The sequence below is a fragment of the Aequorivita echinoideorum genome (assembly GCF_018476645.1).
GTDB classification, from domain to species: domain Bacteria; phylum Bacteroidota; class Bacteroidia; order Flavobacteriales; family Flavobacteriaceae; genus Aequorivita; species Aequorivita echinoideorum.
In genome coordinates this window covers 28,862-46,304 of record NZ_JAHCTB010000007.1, presented here as the reverse complement: position 1 = coordinate 46,304, position 17,443 = coordinate 28,862, and the positions used below count along the sequence as shown (strand labels likewise).

General features: G+C 37.7%; 11 protein-coding genes. 3 read left to right on the top strand and 8 right to left on the bottom strand.

Going from position 1 to position 17,443, the window contains the following annotated elements:
• Nucleotides 1-21: 21 nt before the first annotated feature.
• The 4 genes from KIV10_RS13400 to cysQ form a co-directional block, all read right to left on the bottom strand.
• On the bottom strand, nt 22-1,278 hold the full coding sequence (locus KIV10_RS13400; protein ID WP_214114585.1) for a sulfate adenylyltransferase subunit 1: 1,257 nt from the start codon (nt 1,276-1,278) through the stop codon (nt 22-24).
• Nucleotides 1,279-1,295: 17 nt separating this feature from the next.
• Nucleotides 1,296-2,201, bottom strand: a complete 906-nt coding sequence (cysD, locus tag KIV10_RS13395; RefSeq protein WP_214114583.1) for a sulfate adenylyltransferase subunit CysD — start codon at nt 2,199-2,201, stop codon at nt 1,296-1,298.
• A gap of 33 nt (nt 2,202-2,234) precedes the next feature.
• Complete coding sequence (gene cysC / locus KIV10_RS13390) at nt 2,235-2,831, bottom strand: adenylyl-sulfate kinase (RefSeq protein WP_214114581.1); 597 nt, start codon at nt 2,829-2,831, stop codon at nt 2,235-2,237.
• A gap of 93 nt (nt 2,832-2,924) precedes the next feature.
• A complete protein-coding gene (gene cysQ, locus KIV10_RS13385) occupies nt 2,925-3,731 on the bottom strand; it encodes a 3'(2'),5'-bisphosphate nucleotidase CysQ (RefSeq protein ID WP_214114579.1) in 807 nt (268 codons plus the stop codon).
• A 142-nt stretch (nt 3,732-3,873) separates the two neighbouring features.
• Between cysQ and KIV10_RS13380 the strand changes: the two genes are divergently transcribed.
• The gene (locus tag KIV10_RS13380; protein WP_214114577.1) at nt 3,874-4,365 is read left to right on the top strand and encodes a Dps family protein; all 492 of its coding nucleotides are present in this window, start codon (nt 3,874-3,876) and stop codon (nt 4,363-4,365) included.
• Nucleotides 4,366-4,419: 54 nt separating this feature from the next.
• Here the strand turns inward: KIV10_RS13380 and KIV10_RS13375 are convergent, their stop codons facing one another.
• Both KIV10_RS13375 and KIV10_RS13370 read right to left on the bottom strand, forming a co-directional pair.
• Nucleotides 4,420-8,130: a metallophosphoesterase gene (locus KIV10_RS13375; RefSeq protein ID WP_214114575.1), complete on the bottom strand. Its 3,711-nt coding sequence runs from the start codon at nt 8,128-8,130 to the stop codon at nt 4,420-4,422.
• Nucleotides 8,131-8,135: 5 nt separating this feature from the next.
• Nucleotides 8,136-11,810 (bottom strand): BamA/TamA family outer membrane protein, encoded by a 3,675-nt coding sequence (locus KIV10_RS13370; RefSeq protein ID WP_214114574.1) that lies wholly within the window; start codon nt 11,808-11,810, stop codon nt 8,136-8,138.
• 53 nt (nt 11,811-11,863) lie between these two features.
• Here KIV10_RS13370 and KIV10_RS13365 point away from each other — a divergent pair, with 53 nt between their 5' ends.
• Complete coding sequence (locus tag KIV10_RS13365) at nt 11,864-13,048, top strand: Pycsar system effector family protein (protein ID WP_214114572.1); 1,185 nt, start codon at nt 11,864-11,866, stop codon at nt 13,046-13,048.
• A 2-nt stretch (nt 13,049-13,050) separates the two neighbouring features.
• Here KIV10_RS13365 and KIV10_RS13360 read toward each other — a convergent pair whose 3' ends face one another.
• Nucleotides 13,051-15,417: a GAF domain-containing protein gene (locus KIV10_RS13360; protein WP_214114570.1), complete on the bottom strand. Its 2,367-nt coding sequence runs from the start codon at nt 15,415-15,417 to the stop codon at nt 13,051-13,053.
• A gap of 139 nt (nt 15,418-15,556) precedes the next feature.
• Between KIV10_RS13360 and KIV10_RS13355 the strand changes: the two genes are divergently transcribed.
• Nucleotides 15,557-16,675, top strand: coding sequence for a TlpA disulfide reductase family protein (locus tag KIV10_RS13355; protein WP_214114568.1), 1,119 nt, complete (start codon nt 15,557-15,559; stop codon nt 16,673-16,675).
• A gap of 72 nt (nt 16,676-16,747) precedes the next feature.
• Here the strand turns inward: KIV10_RS13355 and KIV10_RS13350 are convergent, their stop codons facing one another.
• Nucleotides 16,748-17,437 (bottom strand): SIMPL domain-containing protein, encoded by a 690-nt coding sequence (locus KIV10_RS13350; RefSeq protein WP_214114567.1) that lies wholly within the window; start codon nt 17,435-17,437, stop codon nt 16,748-16,750.
• Nucleotides 17,438-17,443: the final 6 nt, after the last annotated feature.

The following is a 17,443-nucleotide window of genomic DNA, read 5'->3' as shown; positions in this document are numbered from 1 at the left end:
GAGGGGTTTCAAAAACCCAATTCACACAATCATTCCGGCAGCTACGGTTTCGTGTGTTGTGTTGTCAATAAGAATAAAACTTCCGGTAGCACGATTCTCCCGGTATTCATCAGCCATTATGGGGCGGGTTGTACGCAGCGTCACGCGTGCAATGCTATTCATTTCCAGTTCTTTATTATCTTCTTCCCTTGCGTATGTGTTTATATCAATCTTATAGACAACGTTTGTTATCATTGCTTTTTGATCATTACTCGTATGCCGAATGCTATATTTAGCTCGCGACTTTGCAGCAGTATTATGCAACCAGCAGAGCATGGCATCAAATTCCTGGACGGCCTTTGGTTGGTTATTGGTTTTTACAATCATATCCCCGCGACTTATGTCTATATCGTCTTCCAGGGTTATAGCAACACTCATAGGTGCAAAAGCTTCAGAAATTGTCCCTGTCATTGTATCGATGCTCTTTATTTTTGAAGCAAAACCCGATGGCATAACTACAATATCATCACCCGGTCTAAAAATTCCGCTTGCAACCCGCCCAGCATATCCGCGATAATCTATAAATTCATCCCGCTGTGGCCGAAGAACCGTCTGCACAGGAAAGCGTGCATCAATTTTATTGATGTCACTCCCAATATGCATAGTCTCTAAGGTATATAGCAATGGCGCTCCTTGATACCAATCCATATTCGTGGATCTGTTTACCACATTATCCCCGTGCAAAGCGCTAATGGGTAAAAATTGAATATCCTTCACGTAAAGTTTTGAAGAGAAACCTTCAAAATCATGCATTATGCGCTGAAATATTTCTTCTGAATAATCAACCAGATCCATTTTATTGATACAGACCACAATATGCGGTATTTGCAAAAGCGAAGCAATAAAAGCGTGCCGTTTGGTTTGTTCAATAACTCCGTGGCGGGCATCTACCAAAATAAGTGCGGCATTGGCTGTGGATGCTCCCGTAACCATATTTCGGGTATATTGAATATGGCCGGGCGTATCAGCAATTATAAATTTGCGCTTGGGAGTGGTAAAATAGCGATAGGCCACGTCAATTGTGATACCTTGTTCGCGTTCATCCCGTAAACCATCGGTAAACAATGCGAGATCAATTCCTTCGTGTCCTTTTCTCTTACTGGTAGTTTCTACCGCTGCAATTTGATCTTCAAAAATGGATTTGCTATCATACAACAATCTCCCTATCAAAGTACTTTTACCGTCATCCACACTTCCGGCAGTAGTAAATCTAAGTAATTGATTTTTATCTATTTCCATTCTTTTTTTCTTGAATATTAAAAATATCCCTGTCGCTTTCTGTCCTCCATACTGGTTTCACTGCGCTTATCATCGCTTCTATTTCCGCGTTCGGTTTGCTTCATTGCTGCAACTTCAAAAACTATTTTATTGACAGTATCTGCCTCAGATTCAATTCCTCCGGTAATAGTAATATCTCCCAATGTTCTAAAGCGAATTTTCTTTGAAACAACTTTTTCATTTTCATCCAATTTCAAAAATTCTGAAAATGGAATCCAACATTGGTTTCGCCAAACCACCTCCCGCTGGTGTGCCAGATATAACGAAGGAATTTTGATGTTTTCGCGTTCAATGTAATTCCACACATCCATTTCAGTCCAATTGCTAATGGGAAAGGCCCTAAAATGTTCGCCTTCAAAATGTTTTCCGTTTAAAATATTCCAAAGTTCGGGCCGCTGGTTTTTGGGATCCCACTGTCCAAAATCATCCCGATGCGAAAAAAACCGCTCTTTTGCGCGTGCTTTTTCCTCATCCCTCCTTCCGCCGCCAATGGCGCAATCAATTTTATGATGCTCAATAGCGTCGAGTAATGTTGTAATCTGAAGCGCATTTCGTGTAGCGCTTTTTCCTTTTTCTTCGGAGACTCTTCCGCTATTTATCGATTCTTGAACTGAGGCTACAAGAAGTGTAAGTCCCAAATCTTTAATTAACTCATCTCGAAATTGAAGCGTTTCGGGAAAATTATGGCCCGTATCCACGTGCAAAAGCGGAAAGGGAATTTTTGATGGAAAAAAAGCCTTTTTTGCCAAATAAGTCACCACAATTGAATCTTTTCCGCCAGAAAAGAGAATTACTGGATTTTGAAACTGTGCCCAAACCTCACGAAGAATATAAATTGCTTCAGATTCCAGCTCATCCAAATAATTCAAATAATATTTATTCATACTTTTTAGTATAATCTGCAGATTAATTCAGCTTCAGTTTCTTATTTCAATTTTTGATGAAATCTTTATTAATATCAAATTCACCGCCTCATTGATTGACATTTTTGTTGTATCTATTTCAATATCTGGCGCCAATGGTGCTTCGTATGGTGCATCTACGCCGGTGAAGTTCTTTATTTCACCTTTCCGTGCCTTTTCGTAAAGACCTTTTACATCCCTTATTTCGCAGGTTTCAATTGGTGTATTTATAAAAATTTCAATCATTTTGGTATACCCAACAATTCGTTTTACCTGTTCGCGATCCTCGCGGTAGGGCGAAATAAATGATGCCATAACCACCAATCCTGCATCCAGCATCAAATTGGCAACTTCGGCAATGCGCCTTATGTTTTCGCTTCTATCTTCTTCTGAAAAACCAAGATTTCCGTTAAGGCCCTTTCTTATAGTGTCACCGTCCAAAATATAGGTGTGTATCTTTTTATGATATAGTTCCGTTTCCAGGGCATTCGCAATGGTGGACTTGCCGGAACCTGAAAGGCCCGTAAACCAGAGAAGCACCGTGTCGTGGTTTTTGAGTCCAGCTCGCTCTGTCTTGCCAATGTTGAATTTATGGGGAATTATATTTTCCATCTCAGCCAAATTTTAGAACCGATTGCCGTGCGGCAAATTGCGTTTGTGAAGATACTATAAAATCATTTTTTCTGAAATCTGCAAGTATATATTTCACAGTGAACTTACTATAAAATAGTTATTCAGCAGATTGGGCCTGTTGTAGATCATCGGTTTTTTGGTTTTATGGTCAATTACCTCTACTCCGGCAGTTTTGCATATCGCGTGGCCCGCCGCGGTATCCCATTCCATTGTGGGCGCGTATCTGGGATAAATGTGTGCTGCGCCTTCAGCTACCAGACAGAACTTTATTGAGCTCCCTTTTGAGACCATTTCAACACTATGTTTTTTTTCAATTTCTGAAATGAATTTTTTTGTATTATCATTTAAATGCGACCGACTTCCCACAATTTTCACAGTATCGCTGATTGCTGAAGGCTTTATAACCGAAGAATTCTTAAAAATATTTTCAATAGTTTCATCTTCGGAAGTAATTGTTATTTTTTTTGAATTTTTTAAATCTTCTGAAGTGAAATACAATTCCTTGGTCACAGGAACATAAATCACTCCAAGTACAGGATTGCCATTTTCTACAAGCGCGATATTTACGGTAAATTCGCCATTTCTTTTTATAAATTCCTTTGTTCCATCCAGCGGATCAACAATCCAGCAACGCGTCCAGTGTTTTCTTTCAGCGTAAGGCAATTGCTTGTTTTCTTCGCTAATTATTGGAATATTGGTTTGTTGAAGATAGTAATTGATAACCTTATTTGCGTTTTTATCGGCTTGCGTTAAAGGAGAATTATCTTCCTTAATTTCAACATCAAAGTTGGTATCGTAAATTTTCAATATTTCCCGTCCGGCCTTTAGCGAAGCAACTATGGCGGTTTCCAAATAGGACTTGAGTTCATTTTCATTCATAGATTCCAAAGTTACAATAAACCGAAGGCTTTAAAAGTGATACGGAATCTTTATTGCCGTTAAAAAAACACTAAACCTTTTTTCAGAATTGCAAAAATTATCTTCAATGAAGTATCTTTGGGAATAACCAAAAACTATATAAATGAATTATTTAAATCTTGATAAAAAGAAAATTACGGCCACGGCCGAACAGATGAATATACTGTTGGCAGATTACCATATGTATTATCAAAAATTGCGAAATTTTCACTGGAATGTGGTAGGACCCAATTTTTTTGATCTTCATATAAAATTTGAAGAAATGTATGAAGACGCAAAAATAAAAGTTGACGAAATTGCCGAGCGTATTTTAACGCTTCGCTTTCAACCTACAAGCAATTTTACTGATTATTTGAAAATAAGCAATCTAAAAGAATCACCTTCAGAAACAAAAGATACTGAGATGGTAAAAATTCTTTTGGAAGACCACGGACTTTTACTGAAACAAATGCGAAAAGTGGTAGAAAAAGCCGATGCTGCCGGCGATGAAGGAACTATTGATATGATAGGAAGCTTTATTGCTGATCTTGAAAAAGTGAGCTGGATGCTGGATGCCTGGACCATGAAAACCTCACAAAACCATCCTGAAATTTAGAATTACATACATTAAAAAACCCGCTTTTTAGCGGGTTTTTTAATGTATCAATTTTTAGAAATCAAATCCGAGACCGAAAGTTACCCTTGTTCCTTCCGTAGAATTAAAGGCGCTAAAACTACCATTTAGCCCACCGGAACCATTGATGTACAATCCTCCACCTCGGGAATTATGCCATTTTTTCGAAGTTTCATTACGTTGCCAAACCCGTCCCAAATCTGCACCGCCATAGATTCCAATATTTATCGGGATAATACCAATTTTAAAAGACGGAAATTTGTAGCGTAAATCGGCACTTCCCACAAGTGCAGATCTTCCCATAAATCGTTCTGCACGATAACCGCGCAGATCACTGTCTCCGCCAATAAAAGCAGCTTGATAGAATTCGTATTGGTTTCCAAAATTTAAATGGGTTCTCAAATTGGTTTTCAAAACCAAACTCCTATCACGTATCAAGGTATTATAAAAACCAATTCTTGATTTTAAAAAGCCAAAAACCCTTGAATTATCTTCAAGATTATCCGTTACGCCCAATTGAAGATCAAACATCATCCCGAGCGTTGGGTTAATTACATCGTCCGCACTTCGGTAATTGTAGATTCCTTCAAGCGTTCCAAAATATTTATTATCAGTGGTTTGATTCCCGATTAAATTGAAAAAATTAGTTCCGCTATCATCAACCCTATAGGTTTCAAAGGATGTTTGGAGTTTAAAGAAACTTCCAAAAAGGCTATTGCGAAGAAGCCCCACGTTTGCAGAAATATTTTGAACCTTGATCCTGTTGAAATCAAAACCGGCTTCCTCTTGTAAATTCTCGGTTTCATTTCCGAAGCCAAAGAAATTTATGGTGTAATTTGGGCTGGTATATCTTCCGCCCAAGCTTAGGTTCAAATCATCTTTAATATTTGCAAATTCACCGGTATATGCAAGTTCATAGCTGTCAACATCCGTAAAATATGCTGCATTGAGCGTGTGCCTTTGTGAGAACGGATTTTTTTGAAAATTATCGATTCTAAATATATACTGTGCCGCCGCCCTAAAACCATCATCAGGATTGTAACCAATTGCGGAAACTACGCCGTGGGTGCGGTCTATCTGCTTCCGGTAATCATACGTATTCAGATTATAAACATCTGTAAAACGTAAACTTCCGCCTTTTTTTTCTACCACGGTACTTTCTAAATTTTGATAGTCATACACCTTCACACGCCTTCCTTCTTCCAAATCATAGCTATCTGTTCCGTGCCCTCCAACGGCTCTCACATAAATCAAATCATTGTGATCGCCCACTATTCTAAAACTGTCATTTCCATTCAATCCGTAGAGCCAAAGTTCTTTTGTATCCTTATGCGAAAAGGTTCTATCAATCAGCGTATCAGACTTTACGCCGTTGATGGTAGTGTATGTCTTTATATTTGTTTTGCCATCGGGTAGTCTAGTTATTTCGAAAATATCATCATAATCCGTCCCCACTATGGTCTGAAGGGTTGATAAATAGGTGTAGTATCTGTCCGCAATATCAACCAGATTCTTTTTTCTTTCCTTCAAAATTTTTTTTATATTTTGAAGTGATTCATCTTGGACTTCTTGTGGAATTTTTTCGAAAGCATTGTCAATTATGGAATCTGTAATGCTATCCTGGATAACGGTGGCTAAAAATTTCCATTGATTTCTTCCTGAATTTTGAATAAGCGCGCGATCCAGAATAGTTCCTTCTTGATTGAACCATTTTAAATCTGTCAAATTTTTGGAATAAACGTGTGATTGCCTAGTTCCGCCAAAAATGGATCTCGTAATATCCAGAATATTGCCCTCAAAACTTGAAAAAGCCTCGTCCCTATTCTTTGCGATTGGCACATAAACGTCTTCCCCAGTATTGTTGTCATACTGTGCCCAGCGCCAGTGGTCATTTTCACGGTCCCAATCGCCTATTAACATATCAAAAAGTCGTGATTTTATATAGCTCTGTTCATCAACAAAAACATTTCCGGTCTTACGTAATTTTATTAAAATATCATCTGTGGTTTCTACATCATCGGGGTACTCAAATAAAACTTCTCCTTCACTTCTTTCGGAAGGTTCCACGGAAATCAAATAAAGTTCATCCCCAAAATTGTCATTGTAGTTGCCCAATCTTTTTTGTTTCGGAACATAAAAAAGCTCCGGCGTAGTATAAAAAACGTTGATGGCCTTTGCCATATACGGAATTGCCATCACGGCATAAGGATGCGATGCCGTATAGAAATCTACATTCAGAATTTCTGGCTTTGGAACCTCCTGTTTCTCAACTTGCGCTGGGTTTTCATTGTTAGCATCAAATACCAATTTCTCCGAAATCTGAAGCGCATTTTTACCCATTGCCCGCATTCGGTAGCGATTTCCTTTTTTATCACGTAGCACGAGCGATCTGTAATCCAATTCCTTTCCTTCCCTGATAACAGTAAGACCACCATATAAAGTATCCAGCACGGCAACATTTGCACGAACCGAAGTGGAATATGCATTCTCGTATTTTTGGCCCCAAATTGTTTTGAAAAAAAGTGCTTCGCGAATACTGTCCTGCTTATAGATGGGAACGGATACTTCAGACGGGAATTCTTCCTGAAATTGATTCAAATCCACATTGACCGGAGCGGGAATCACTTCTTTTTGAAAAATTATCTCAGGTTCAAAATTTTCATCTCCCGCATAATAACGAACCCAAGAGGAACCATCTGTAAAGACATCGAGAACGGCAAAACCCTGCCTTCCGTTACTGAAATATCCATTCTCGCCCGTGGCCGCATAAGACTCCTTTGAACCGCTTCCGGAAACAATCTGCCTAAAATTACCATCCTCGATATACTGTAACGTGTGGTCATGGCCGGAAACAAATACAACTCGTTTGTGGTTCTTTACAATCTGTTGAAGTCTATTCATCAAATTGTTATATAACTCATTGTACCTGTCCTGCACCGAGACACCTCCCTGCGAACGCACCTGAACCACAATGGATGCCAAAAAAGGCATGGGTATTTTTTTCTGAAGGGGATACAAATGTTTTTCCAAGGCAAAATAACCGCCGTGATTACCATCTGTGTACATAGGATGGTGCATTGCAAAAACAATGGTCTTATTTTTATTTTTTTGAATTTCCAGATTCAGTTCAATGAAGAATTTTTCACGTGATTTTATGTCGCAATCTTTATTCATCGTTGGATTTTTGTTCCAATCCTCCAAATACCATTGCGAATCAATAACAATCAATTGAATATCATCTGAAACGTTTACACTTTCTAATGGGCAACCGTTGCTTGGCCTAAAAGCATCTTCGCCACCAAAAAGTTTTTCCACGTAATCCTCCTCCCGCTTTAGGCCCACCACGCCCCCACTGTAATATTCGTGGTTTCCGGGTATAAAAACAGTTTGCCCAGTATAATCCTTTACGGCTTTATACTGGGCATCAATCATATTTTCAGACATTTTCCTTTTTGGATCTCCCTCTGGCTCCAATCCTGAAGGATAAATGTTATCTCCTAAATAAATAGTGTAATTGTCATTTACTTTCTCTTTCGAAAGATAATTTTTGAAAGTCTGCAACGCCTCGCTCATCCCGCCCATAGGCGAAAGACCCGCATCACCCACTAAATAAAAAGTTTTTTCAACCGTTTTTTCAGATGGATAAATGGGATTGGCATCCGGAAATTTATATTGTGGCGCATACGTTGCGCACGACGTCAATGCAATGGTTAAAATAAAATAGAAATATTTTCTTTTAAAAATCATAGATATTACATTGAAAATGCAAGACCAAACGTAAAGCGCAGTCCTTCACCTCCCGTAAATAAGTTAAATTTTCCACTTATAACATCCGCGGCATTTACCAATAAGCCACCACCAAAAGAACTATGCCATACATCTGACGTGTCATTTCGCACCCAAACTCTTCCCACGTCGTAACCACCAAAAATGGCAATTTGTACCGGAGTTAGGGCCGTTCTAAATCTATTGAAATTATACAAAATATCACCACTTCCCACAGCAGATGTCCTTCCGGTAAATCGCTCGTTTCTATACCCGCGTAAGCCATTATCGCCTCCCAATTGCGCAGCCTGGTAGAATTCGTAATTGTTACCAATATTTATTTGACTGCGGAAATCAGTTCTTAAAACAAACTTTCTATTTTTCGATAATGCATTGTAAAATATAATTCTTGGCTTTACATATCCAAAAATGGCGTCTTCATCGTCAATATTTTGAGTGGCTCCCACGCTCAAGTCGAAGCGCATTCCTTTGGTGGGGTTTACTTTGTTATCGTAACTTTCATAACCGTAGGTTCCTTCCGCAGTGGCGAAAAATTGGGTCTCATCTAATTCTGTGGGAGGAACGGGCAAATCTGTGATAAACCTTCCATCAGTGCCTTCTACTTCAATTCCTTCAAAAATTGCTTTAAATTGATAAAAACTTCCGTAAGGCGAATCTTTTACAATTCCAATATTGGCGCCATAACCGCCAATTCTTACACGGTTGTAATCTCTATCAAAATCAAATTCATATTGCGGATTAATGGTTTCATTACCTATACCGAAGAAGTTTTCAGCGAAGTTGGCATTTTTATAGTATCCGCCAATTAAAAAGTTCCAGCTTCCAAAAATATTGGCAAATTGTCCTTCGTAATCCAAATCAAAACTGTTTGTAGCAAAATAATATCCAAAACCTATTCTGTGCTGTTGCGTGAAAGGATTGCGCTGAAAGCCATTGAGCGTGAATGTATTTGTAAGTCCAACTTGTATTCCATCATCTGGATTGAAGCCTACAGATGGTGCCAAAAGATTGATAGATTGTATCTGTTTTTGATAATTATATGTGTTGAAATCGTAATTATCAGTCAATCTAAAGCTGGCACCGCCTTTTTCTTCAATTGTGTTATTCTTGCTTTTTTGGTCGTATACTTTAACCTTTCTTCCATTTGAAATTTTATAGGTGTCATTATTTTGACCACCAATTATCCTTAGGAAAATTGGCTTATTGCCATCACCTTTCACATCAAAAACATCATCATCATCCAGACCGTAGAGCCAAATTTCCTTTGTTTCCTTCGCATCAAATGTTCTATCGACCAATAAATCCGCTTTTTCACCATCCTTTAAACGATAGATCTTGATATTCGTTTTACCTTCTGGCAATCGGGTGACTTCAAGATAATCATCTTTATCAGTTCCGGTAAGCACTTGCAATTTTGAGAAATACTCGTAGTATTCTTCCGTAATTTTTACGATATTATCTCTTCTGCCTTTCAATTTTTGTTTTAATTCTGAAGCTGATTCATCTTGGGCTTCTTTAGGTAAATCGTCAAATGCTTCTTCAATAATTTGATCCGTAACTCCATTTTGAATTGCCTGCGCTTCGGCAATCCATTCCTCTCTTGTTACATTATTGATGAGTGCATTGTCCAATTTTATTCCCGCAGAATTGAACCATTTGGTATGTTTCAACTCTTCACCATACACTTGAAATTGACGTGAGGTATTAAAAAGTGTGCGCGCAACATCCAGCAATCCACCATCAAAATTTGAGAAAACCTGATCCCTATCCCGAGGAATGGGGATAAAAGTGGACGAGCCATCATCATTTTTGTGCTGTGCAAAACGCCACTGGTCGTTATGCCTGTCCCAATCTCCTATCAACATATCAAAAATTCTGGCGCGTACATAGGCTTTTTCATCAAGTCTATACTTTTCATCCTCTCTTAATTTTGCCAAAAGGTCATCCGTACTTTCAACGTCATCCGCATTTCCGAAGATTTCACCATCAAATTCTTTATCGGGACGTTCTACGATCATGTAGAGTTCATCGCCGTAGTTTTCATTGTATTTACCTAATGCTTTTTGCTTCGGCACCCAGAAAAGTTTTGGATTGGTGTGCAACACTCCTGCACCATCCGCAAGTTTTGGAATAGCAAATGCGCCGTAGGGATGGGCGGCAGTATAGAAATCCTGAATCAATTCTTCAGGAATTGTATTCACAAAATCCGCTTCAATTTCTTTGTCCTTAATTATAACGGTCTGCAAAAATTGCACTGCGCTTTTCTCCAGAGCTCTCATGTTATAGGTTTTTCCATCTTTATCTTCCAATCGAAGAGAGCGTGTCTGGTGCCCACCGCCAGGACGAATAACTTTCAGACCGCCGTATAGTGTATCCAGGACAGCGACTTTTGCGGTAACATCAGTGCCGTATATTTTTCGGTAGTGTTCACCCCAAAGTGTTTTGAAGAAACCTGTTTTTTCAACCTGCGAATCTTCATAAACTGAAGCCCTTACCGTTGCGGGAAATGAATTTGGAACTTTTGAAAGATCATACTCCTTTTCTGCGGGAAAAATTTCAGCTTGATAGAGAACTTCAGATGTTCCATCATTTTTTGCCTTTAAAAAAGTTACGTTTGATGAACCGTCTTTATTTACGTCAAGTCTGGCGAATCCATTTCCGCCATAACTGAATTTACCGAATTGACCCAATCGCGCCGCTGTAGTATCATTGGCGGCACCTGAGATAATTTGCTTTGCTCGTGGTTTTTCAATATACTGGAGTGATTTCTCTGCGCCGGAAACAAAAATGAGCCTGTTCAAATCCTTCGTCAAAACCTCCATTCTGCTCATAAATTCATTGTATCGTTCGTTGTAACGATCCTGCTTTGAGATAGCCCCTTGCGTTTTGATTGGCTTTATTAACGTACTTAAAACATCTTTGTGTATCAAGGGATATTGGCCGCCGAGTTGCCCATTTGTTATCAAAGGATGAAACATAGCAAAAACAATAGTGCGGTGGGCATTTTTCTTTATTTCATTTTCAATCTCAATGAAAAGTTTTTGACGTGTTTTTATATCGCACTTGTCATTCATTTTTGGATAATCATCCCAATCTTCCAAATACCATTGTGTATCAACTATAATAAGTTGTACATCTTCATTAATATCAATGCTTTCCATAGGGCAACCATTATTGGGCTGCAGGATGTCTGCATCATTATAGCGTGCTTTCAAAAAATCCTCCTCAAGTTCCAATCCATCAACTCCGCTTTTCCAGTCTAGGTTTCCCGGTACTACTACGACTTTTCCTTTAAAATCCTTCAACGCATCTACCTGTTTCTGCATGGCAATTTCGGCTTTTGCTTTCAGCTTTTCATCCTTCGGTATCATTCCAGATGGATAAAAACTATTCCCAAGAAATAGCACATAACTATCTTCGGTATTATTTTCAGAAACATATTTTTGAAGCGCTTGTAGGGAAGCAGATTTTTTGGATTCATCGTTCCCTGTATTTCCCATTAAAAAGAATGTTTTGTCTATCTCTTTATTAGGTGTTTGGAAAGTTTTGTCTTGTGGAGTAGCATATTGAGGTTTGTAAGTGGCACAGGAAGTTAATAAGAGTGCGGATACAAAAGTTATAAAGATGTTAATTTTAACCATATGGCTGTTTGGACTTTTAAATTTTAGTACTTTGGATTGATAATTTGAAACCTATGAGCGATATTATTGAAGCTACTGATAATTTTGTTTTGCAACTCTTTAAAGACAAGCTTCCAAGTACATTTATTTACCATAATTATACCCACTCAAAACGTGTTTATAAAAGTATAAATGAAATTATTGAACATTCACAAATTAATGTTAAAGATGCTACAATACTGCGATTGGCGGCTTTGCTCCACGATACGGGATATACGGTTAAGCGAAAAGGCCATGAAATAGAAAGCGCAAAAATCGCCAATGAATTTTTGACTTCCCAGAATGTCGAAAAAGATATAATCGAAGGTGTTGAAAAATGTATTCTAGCCACCGAATTTAAAAATACCACGCCGAAAAATAAATTGGAAGAGATTATCCGGGATGCGGACTCATCGCACTTGGGTAAGGACTATTTTGAAGAGGCCAGCGAATTTTTGAGACAGGAATATATTTCCCAAAACGTGCATAATTATACGCCCAAAGAATGGCGAAACGAAAATATAAAAATGTTCATTGAAGAACATAAGTTTTATACCGACTATGCGCTCAAAAAATGGCAGCCCGTAAAGGAAGATAACCTGGCCGATTTGATGAAGGATCGGAGAAAAAGTAAAGAAAAATTAAGCCGCGAACGCACTAAAGCAAAATTAAAAGCGAAATACAAAAACGAAAGTCCAGACAGGGGAATCCAGACTTTTTATCGTGTGGCGCTCCGAAACCATATAAAGTTAAGTGATATAGCAGATACCAAGGCAAACATTATGCTTTCCGTTAATGCCATCATTATATCGTTGGTGCTTTCCAATCTTATTTCAAAATTGGACAATAACAATTACCTTATTATACCCACCGCCATTTTTGTACTTTTTAGTGCCATAACCATGATCCTTGCGGTTATTGCCACGCGTCCCAACGTAACCCGTGGCGAATTCACCAAAGAAGATGTTGAGAACAAAAGTGTTAATCTGGCATTCTTCGGGAATTTCCACAAAATGGAACTGGACCAATATGAATGGGCGATTGATGAAATGCTAAAAGACAGGGATTATATGTATAATTCCCTCACAAAGGATTTATATTTTCTAGGAAAAGTTCTTGATAGAAAATATAGAATTTTGAGGCTTACCTACACTATATTCGTAGCTGGAACTATTATTTCACTGATATCCTTTGCGATTTTCTTCTATTGGAAGGGGTAATTTTATTCCTGTATTTCTGAAATCAAATCTTCGTAGGTATAATATTCCTTTACCTTATCGATATTTTTTGAATACAGGACACTTACTCGAATCGCCTTCAGTCCGGTAACACCTTGTAAATCTTCAACTTCAACGATTTCAGCATCAGTATCAAGTAGTTTTTGGTGCTGAAGAAATTGAATGTATTTCATATATTCAACCTCATCCTCTTTTTGGGAATAAATGATTGAAATTTTTCCGGGCTGTGTTACCCTTTCGTCAGTATTTTTTATGTGCGCTTTGTCCACACGCTTTTTTACAACTTCATATCTGGCATTGTAGGTTCCGTCTACATCAAAACGTTTTTCGTCCATTCTAAAACGCAATGAAAGCGAACCATTGAATGCCAAAATCATGGATGCTACATCCAGCGACACCGGAAGTTTATCCTTGAATTTGTAAAAATTATTTTCCATTTCGCAGATAACCTGTAACTGCCATAATTTCAAGTTATTCAAATATATTTTGTTGAAAGAATTGTCCTTGGTAATGGCCTCGCCGATATATAGATTATGCTCCACACCGTCCGTTTTAAAACGCTCAAAATAATGCGGATACATGCGCTGTGCTTCTTGTTGTTTTTTATCCAGTATAGCCGCAAGCCGTTTGTTTATTAGCATTACAGATTCATCGTAATCCTTTCTATTTTTGTAAACGAAGCCAGTATTTACGTCAATCAATTTGTAGTAATCCTCCACCAGAATTCTATAGGTTTGATTCTTTTCACCTATATATTTAAAAAATGGAATGATTTCAGTGACTAGAAAATTCATTATTTTTCGTTCCGTATCTACCTGTAAATTTTCTGTAATCTCATTCAAAAAAGTTTGAATGGTAAATTCTATTTGATCCAAAATAGGTAAATTCTGAACGGCATTTAATTTTTTTATTACTTCTGAAATATATTCCAGTTGAAGAATCAAATCCTTTTTTGTTGCTTCATTTCGAGCTTCTGAAGAACCTTTGATGTCCGTTTGCCCGTAAAGGGGATACACGTCCTCAAAAACAATTTCCTGAAAAATTGTGGGACTTCCTTCTGAAATTGAATTGAAATAACGCTTGGCCTCCTGTCTAAATTTCCAATGTACGCTTGCGTGGATTGCAGTACACTCCTCTTGAATAATTAATTCCAATTCATTTTCCAAATTATCTTTGCTACGTTTTACGGTATCCACGAGAAAAGGCATAATATCACGCAACTTATTGGCGTTGATTGTGTTCAAATCTTTTGCATTGGGTGAAACAAGTTCCAGAATTCCAAGAATTTTATTATTTGAAACAATGGCCGCGAAAATGGCACTCTTTAATCCTTGTTCCAGCATTTTTTTGTAAAGTGGATTTTCGGGATATAAACTGTGATAACGTTCCGCATCGGTAATGCAATAAAACTCCTTTTGCTTGAAAAGCGTATAATAGGAAGCATTGCAAAGAGCTTCTTTACTGATCTCAGATTTTTTCTCATTCAGAATAAAACTCGGAATTTCCTTAAAAAGATTTCTCTCAAAAGTTTTATCCTCTTCATTATAATCCGCAAACCCTATCCTTAAATCCTTGAGATCGAAAATGGAACGAAAAATTCTACTGAAATCTGTATTCTCCAAGCCACCGGTGGTTTCTAACCGTAAAAGATTTGTTTTGAAGTCTGAAATGGAAACATCTGTGGTAACGTCAAAAAGTGAAGCGATAACAAACCCATTAAAAATGTAGCTTTGGGGAGGAAATTTAATTTTCCAAGTTGAAATATCATCAAAACTTTCTAAAAGCTCATTTAAATCTTCATCGGTAATTTGAGGGGCGGCATCGGTCTTTTCAATTTCAACGAAGTCACCATTGTATAACATTCGGTAGTTTTTGATGATACCGCGTGCATCAGGAATATTGTAATAAAAAGACCTTTTGAAATCTATTTTATACCCATAATAATATTGAAGTATGATGCTGCAACCCATTATATACATTTCATCATCGTCAAAATCGATAATGTCTAAGTGAAAACCTTCACCGGCGTCCTTCGCAATATCTTTATATCGCTTTGTACTCTTGAATTCCCCTTGTTGAAATGGCACGGTCGCAATCTTAATCTCATTTTTTTGCGCCAAGGGTGGAAAAAGTTGGTCCAGAACTATGTCAATTTCCTCACTGTAATCTTCCAATTTCTCAAAATCGGTAATACCTTCAGAAAGAATGGGATGTTTTCTCTCTATCTCAAAAATCTCCTCAGCAATGGAAGCTCGCACCTCGCCATCTGCAACCTTTTGCCTGTAGGCGTCAAAAACTTTTTTAAAACCAATATTGATTTTAAGCGGAAAATCCTTTGTATTGTTTTTCATATTCAACATAACTTCAATGGATAAATGTACGTGTTATTGGTGCGATAGTATGTTAATAATTCTCAAATAATCAATAGTTTCAACTGCGATTAAAATAATAATCTGCTACTTTTGCGCAAATTTAAAATTACAGCATATTATGAGACGCATTTTTGCATTGTTCATTACATTATCAATTATCATGGTGTCTTGCAAAAAGGATACCAATACTTTCGAACTTAAGGGTGAAGCCATTGGTTTTGCAGATGGAACAGAAATCCTTGTTTATACTTTTGAAAACAAACAGCCCAAGGTAATCGACACCATTACCATTCAAAAAGAAAAATTTTCCGCCACCTATCCAAAAAAAGAAGGCGTAGACCTTAATTTCCTGAGAATAGATGGAGTGAATGGAACTATTATTTACTTCCCCGAAAATGCAGATTTAAAGGCGAAAATCTATAAAGATAGTATCAATGCTTCCCGTGTTACTGGCGGGGCCCAAAATGATGCGTACAGCAAATTTGCTTCTGAAATTGCTTCATTTACAGCAAAGAGACAGCAAATGATGGAAGATTTCAAACAAGCGAGACAGCAAAATAATTCTGAAATGATTGCGAAACTCCAAGCAGATAATATGGCGATTGTTGAAGATGAAACAAAATTCAAAAAGAAATTTTTGGAAGAAAACAACAATACACTTTTCGCGGTAATGCTTATTTCTGAAATGGTTAGCAGAAATGAAATTTCCCCAAGTGAAGCTTCCGAATTTGTTCAAAACCTGAGTCCAAAAATTGCTTCATCTGAAATTACCACAGATTTGAAGGAAAATCTTGCCAAGATGCAAAAGGCGGATGTAGGCAGTATGGCACCAGCCTTTAGCGCCCCTACTCCTTCTGGCAAAACCCTTTCGTTAAAGGATGCGATGGGAAAATACACAATTATTGATTTCTGGGCTTCTTGGTGCAAACCTTGCCGTATGGAGAATCCAAATGTTGTGAATGTGTATAACAAATATCACGATAAGGGTCTCAACATTATAAGTGTATCGCTGGATAAAGCAGAAGCAAAAGATAAGTGGCTTAAAGCAATCGAAGATGATAAAATGGATTGGTATCACGTTTCAAACCTACAATTCTGGCAAGATCCTATTGCGCAGATGTATAGTGTACGTTCTATTCCCGCAACTTTTTTGCTGGATGAAAACGGAATGATTATAGACAAAAATTTACGCGGTCCCGCCTTGGAACAAAAAATAGCTTCTTTACTGGGCGAATAAATTGGTCAAAATATTTCCCCAAAAAAAAACCTCGGCGAAAATTCGCCGAGGTTTTTTTATTCAGTTTCAAGCTTAGTTTAAAAGGAAACTTACATTTACAGTGGTTCTAATTTCCATTTCACCCAATGAAATAGACTGGGAATCCCCTCCCGAGGAATCACTCATTGCCATTTTGTACATAGGCTGGGGCCCGCTCACATTTTTATATTCACTGATGGAAACCGCTTTGCCAATACTTTGACCCAAAACCGTTGCATATTCCTTTGCTTTCATCTGTGCATTTTCTACTGCTTTCTTTCGGGCCTGACTTTCCAATGCCTCATTATTAGACGACGAAAATTGAACACCGTCAATTCTGTTTATCCCGCTGTCCAATAGACCTTTCATTAATTCTTCATATTTTTTAAGATCACGTAATTTTACGGAAAGCGATTGGTTTGCGGCAAAAGTGTAGGTTTTTGTATTGTAATCGTAGTTTTTATTGAGCGTTATGTATTCCGTTTTCACATCTTTATCTGCAATGCCCATTTTTTTCAGAAATTTTAAAACTTCATTGATGATTGCATCGTTTTGCTGTTTTAAATATTGTGTGCTTTCGCCCGTGTTTTCAACACGAATGTTAATAGTTACTTCATCCGGAACTACACGCACTATACCTTCGCCGGTAACATCTACTGTGGGTGTCTGTGTTTGATTTTGGGCTATCATGGAGCTTGTGAAAATTAATACTACAATTGCTGAGAGGATTCTGAGTTTTTTCATTTTTTT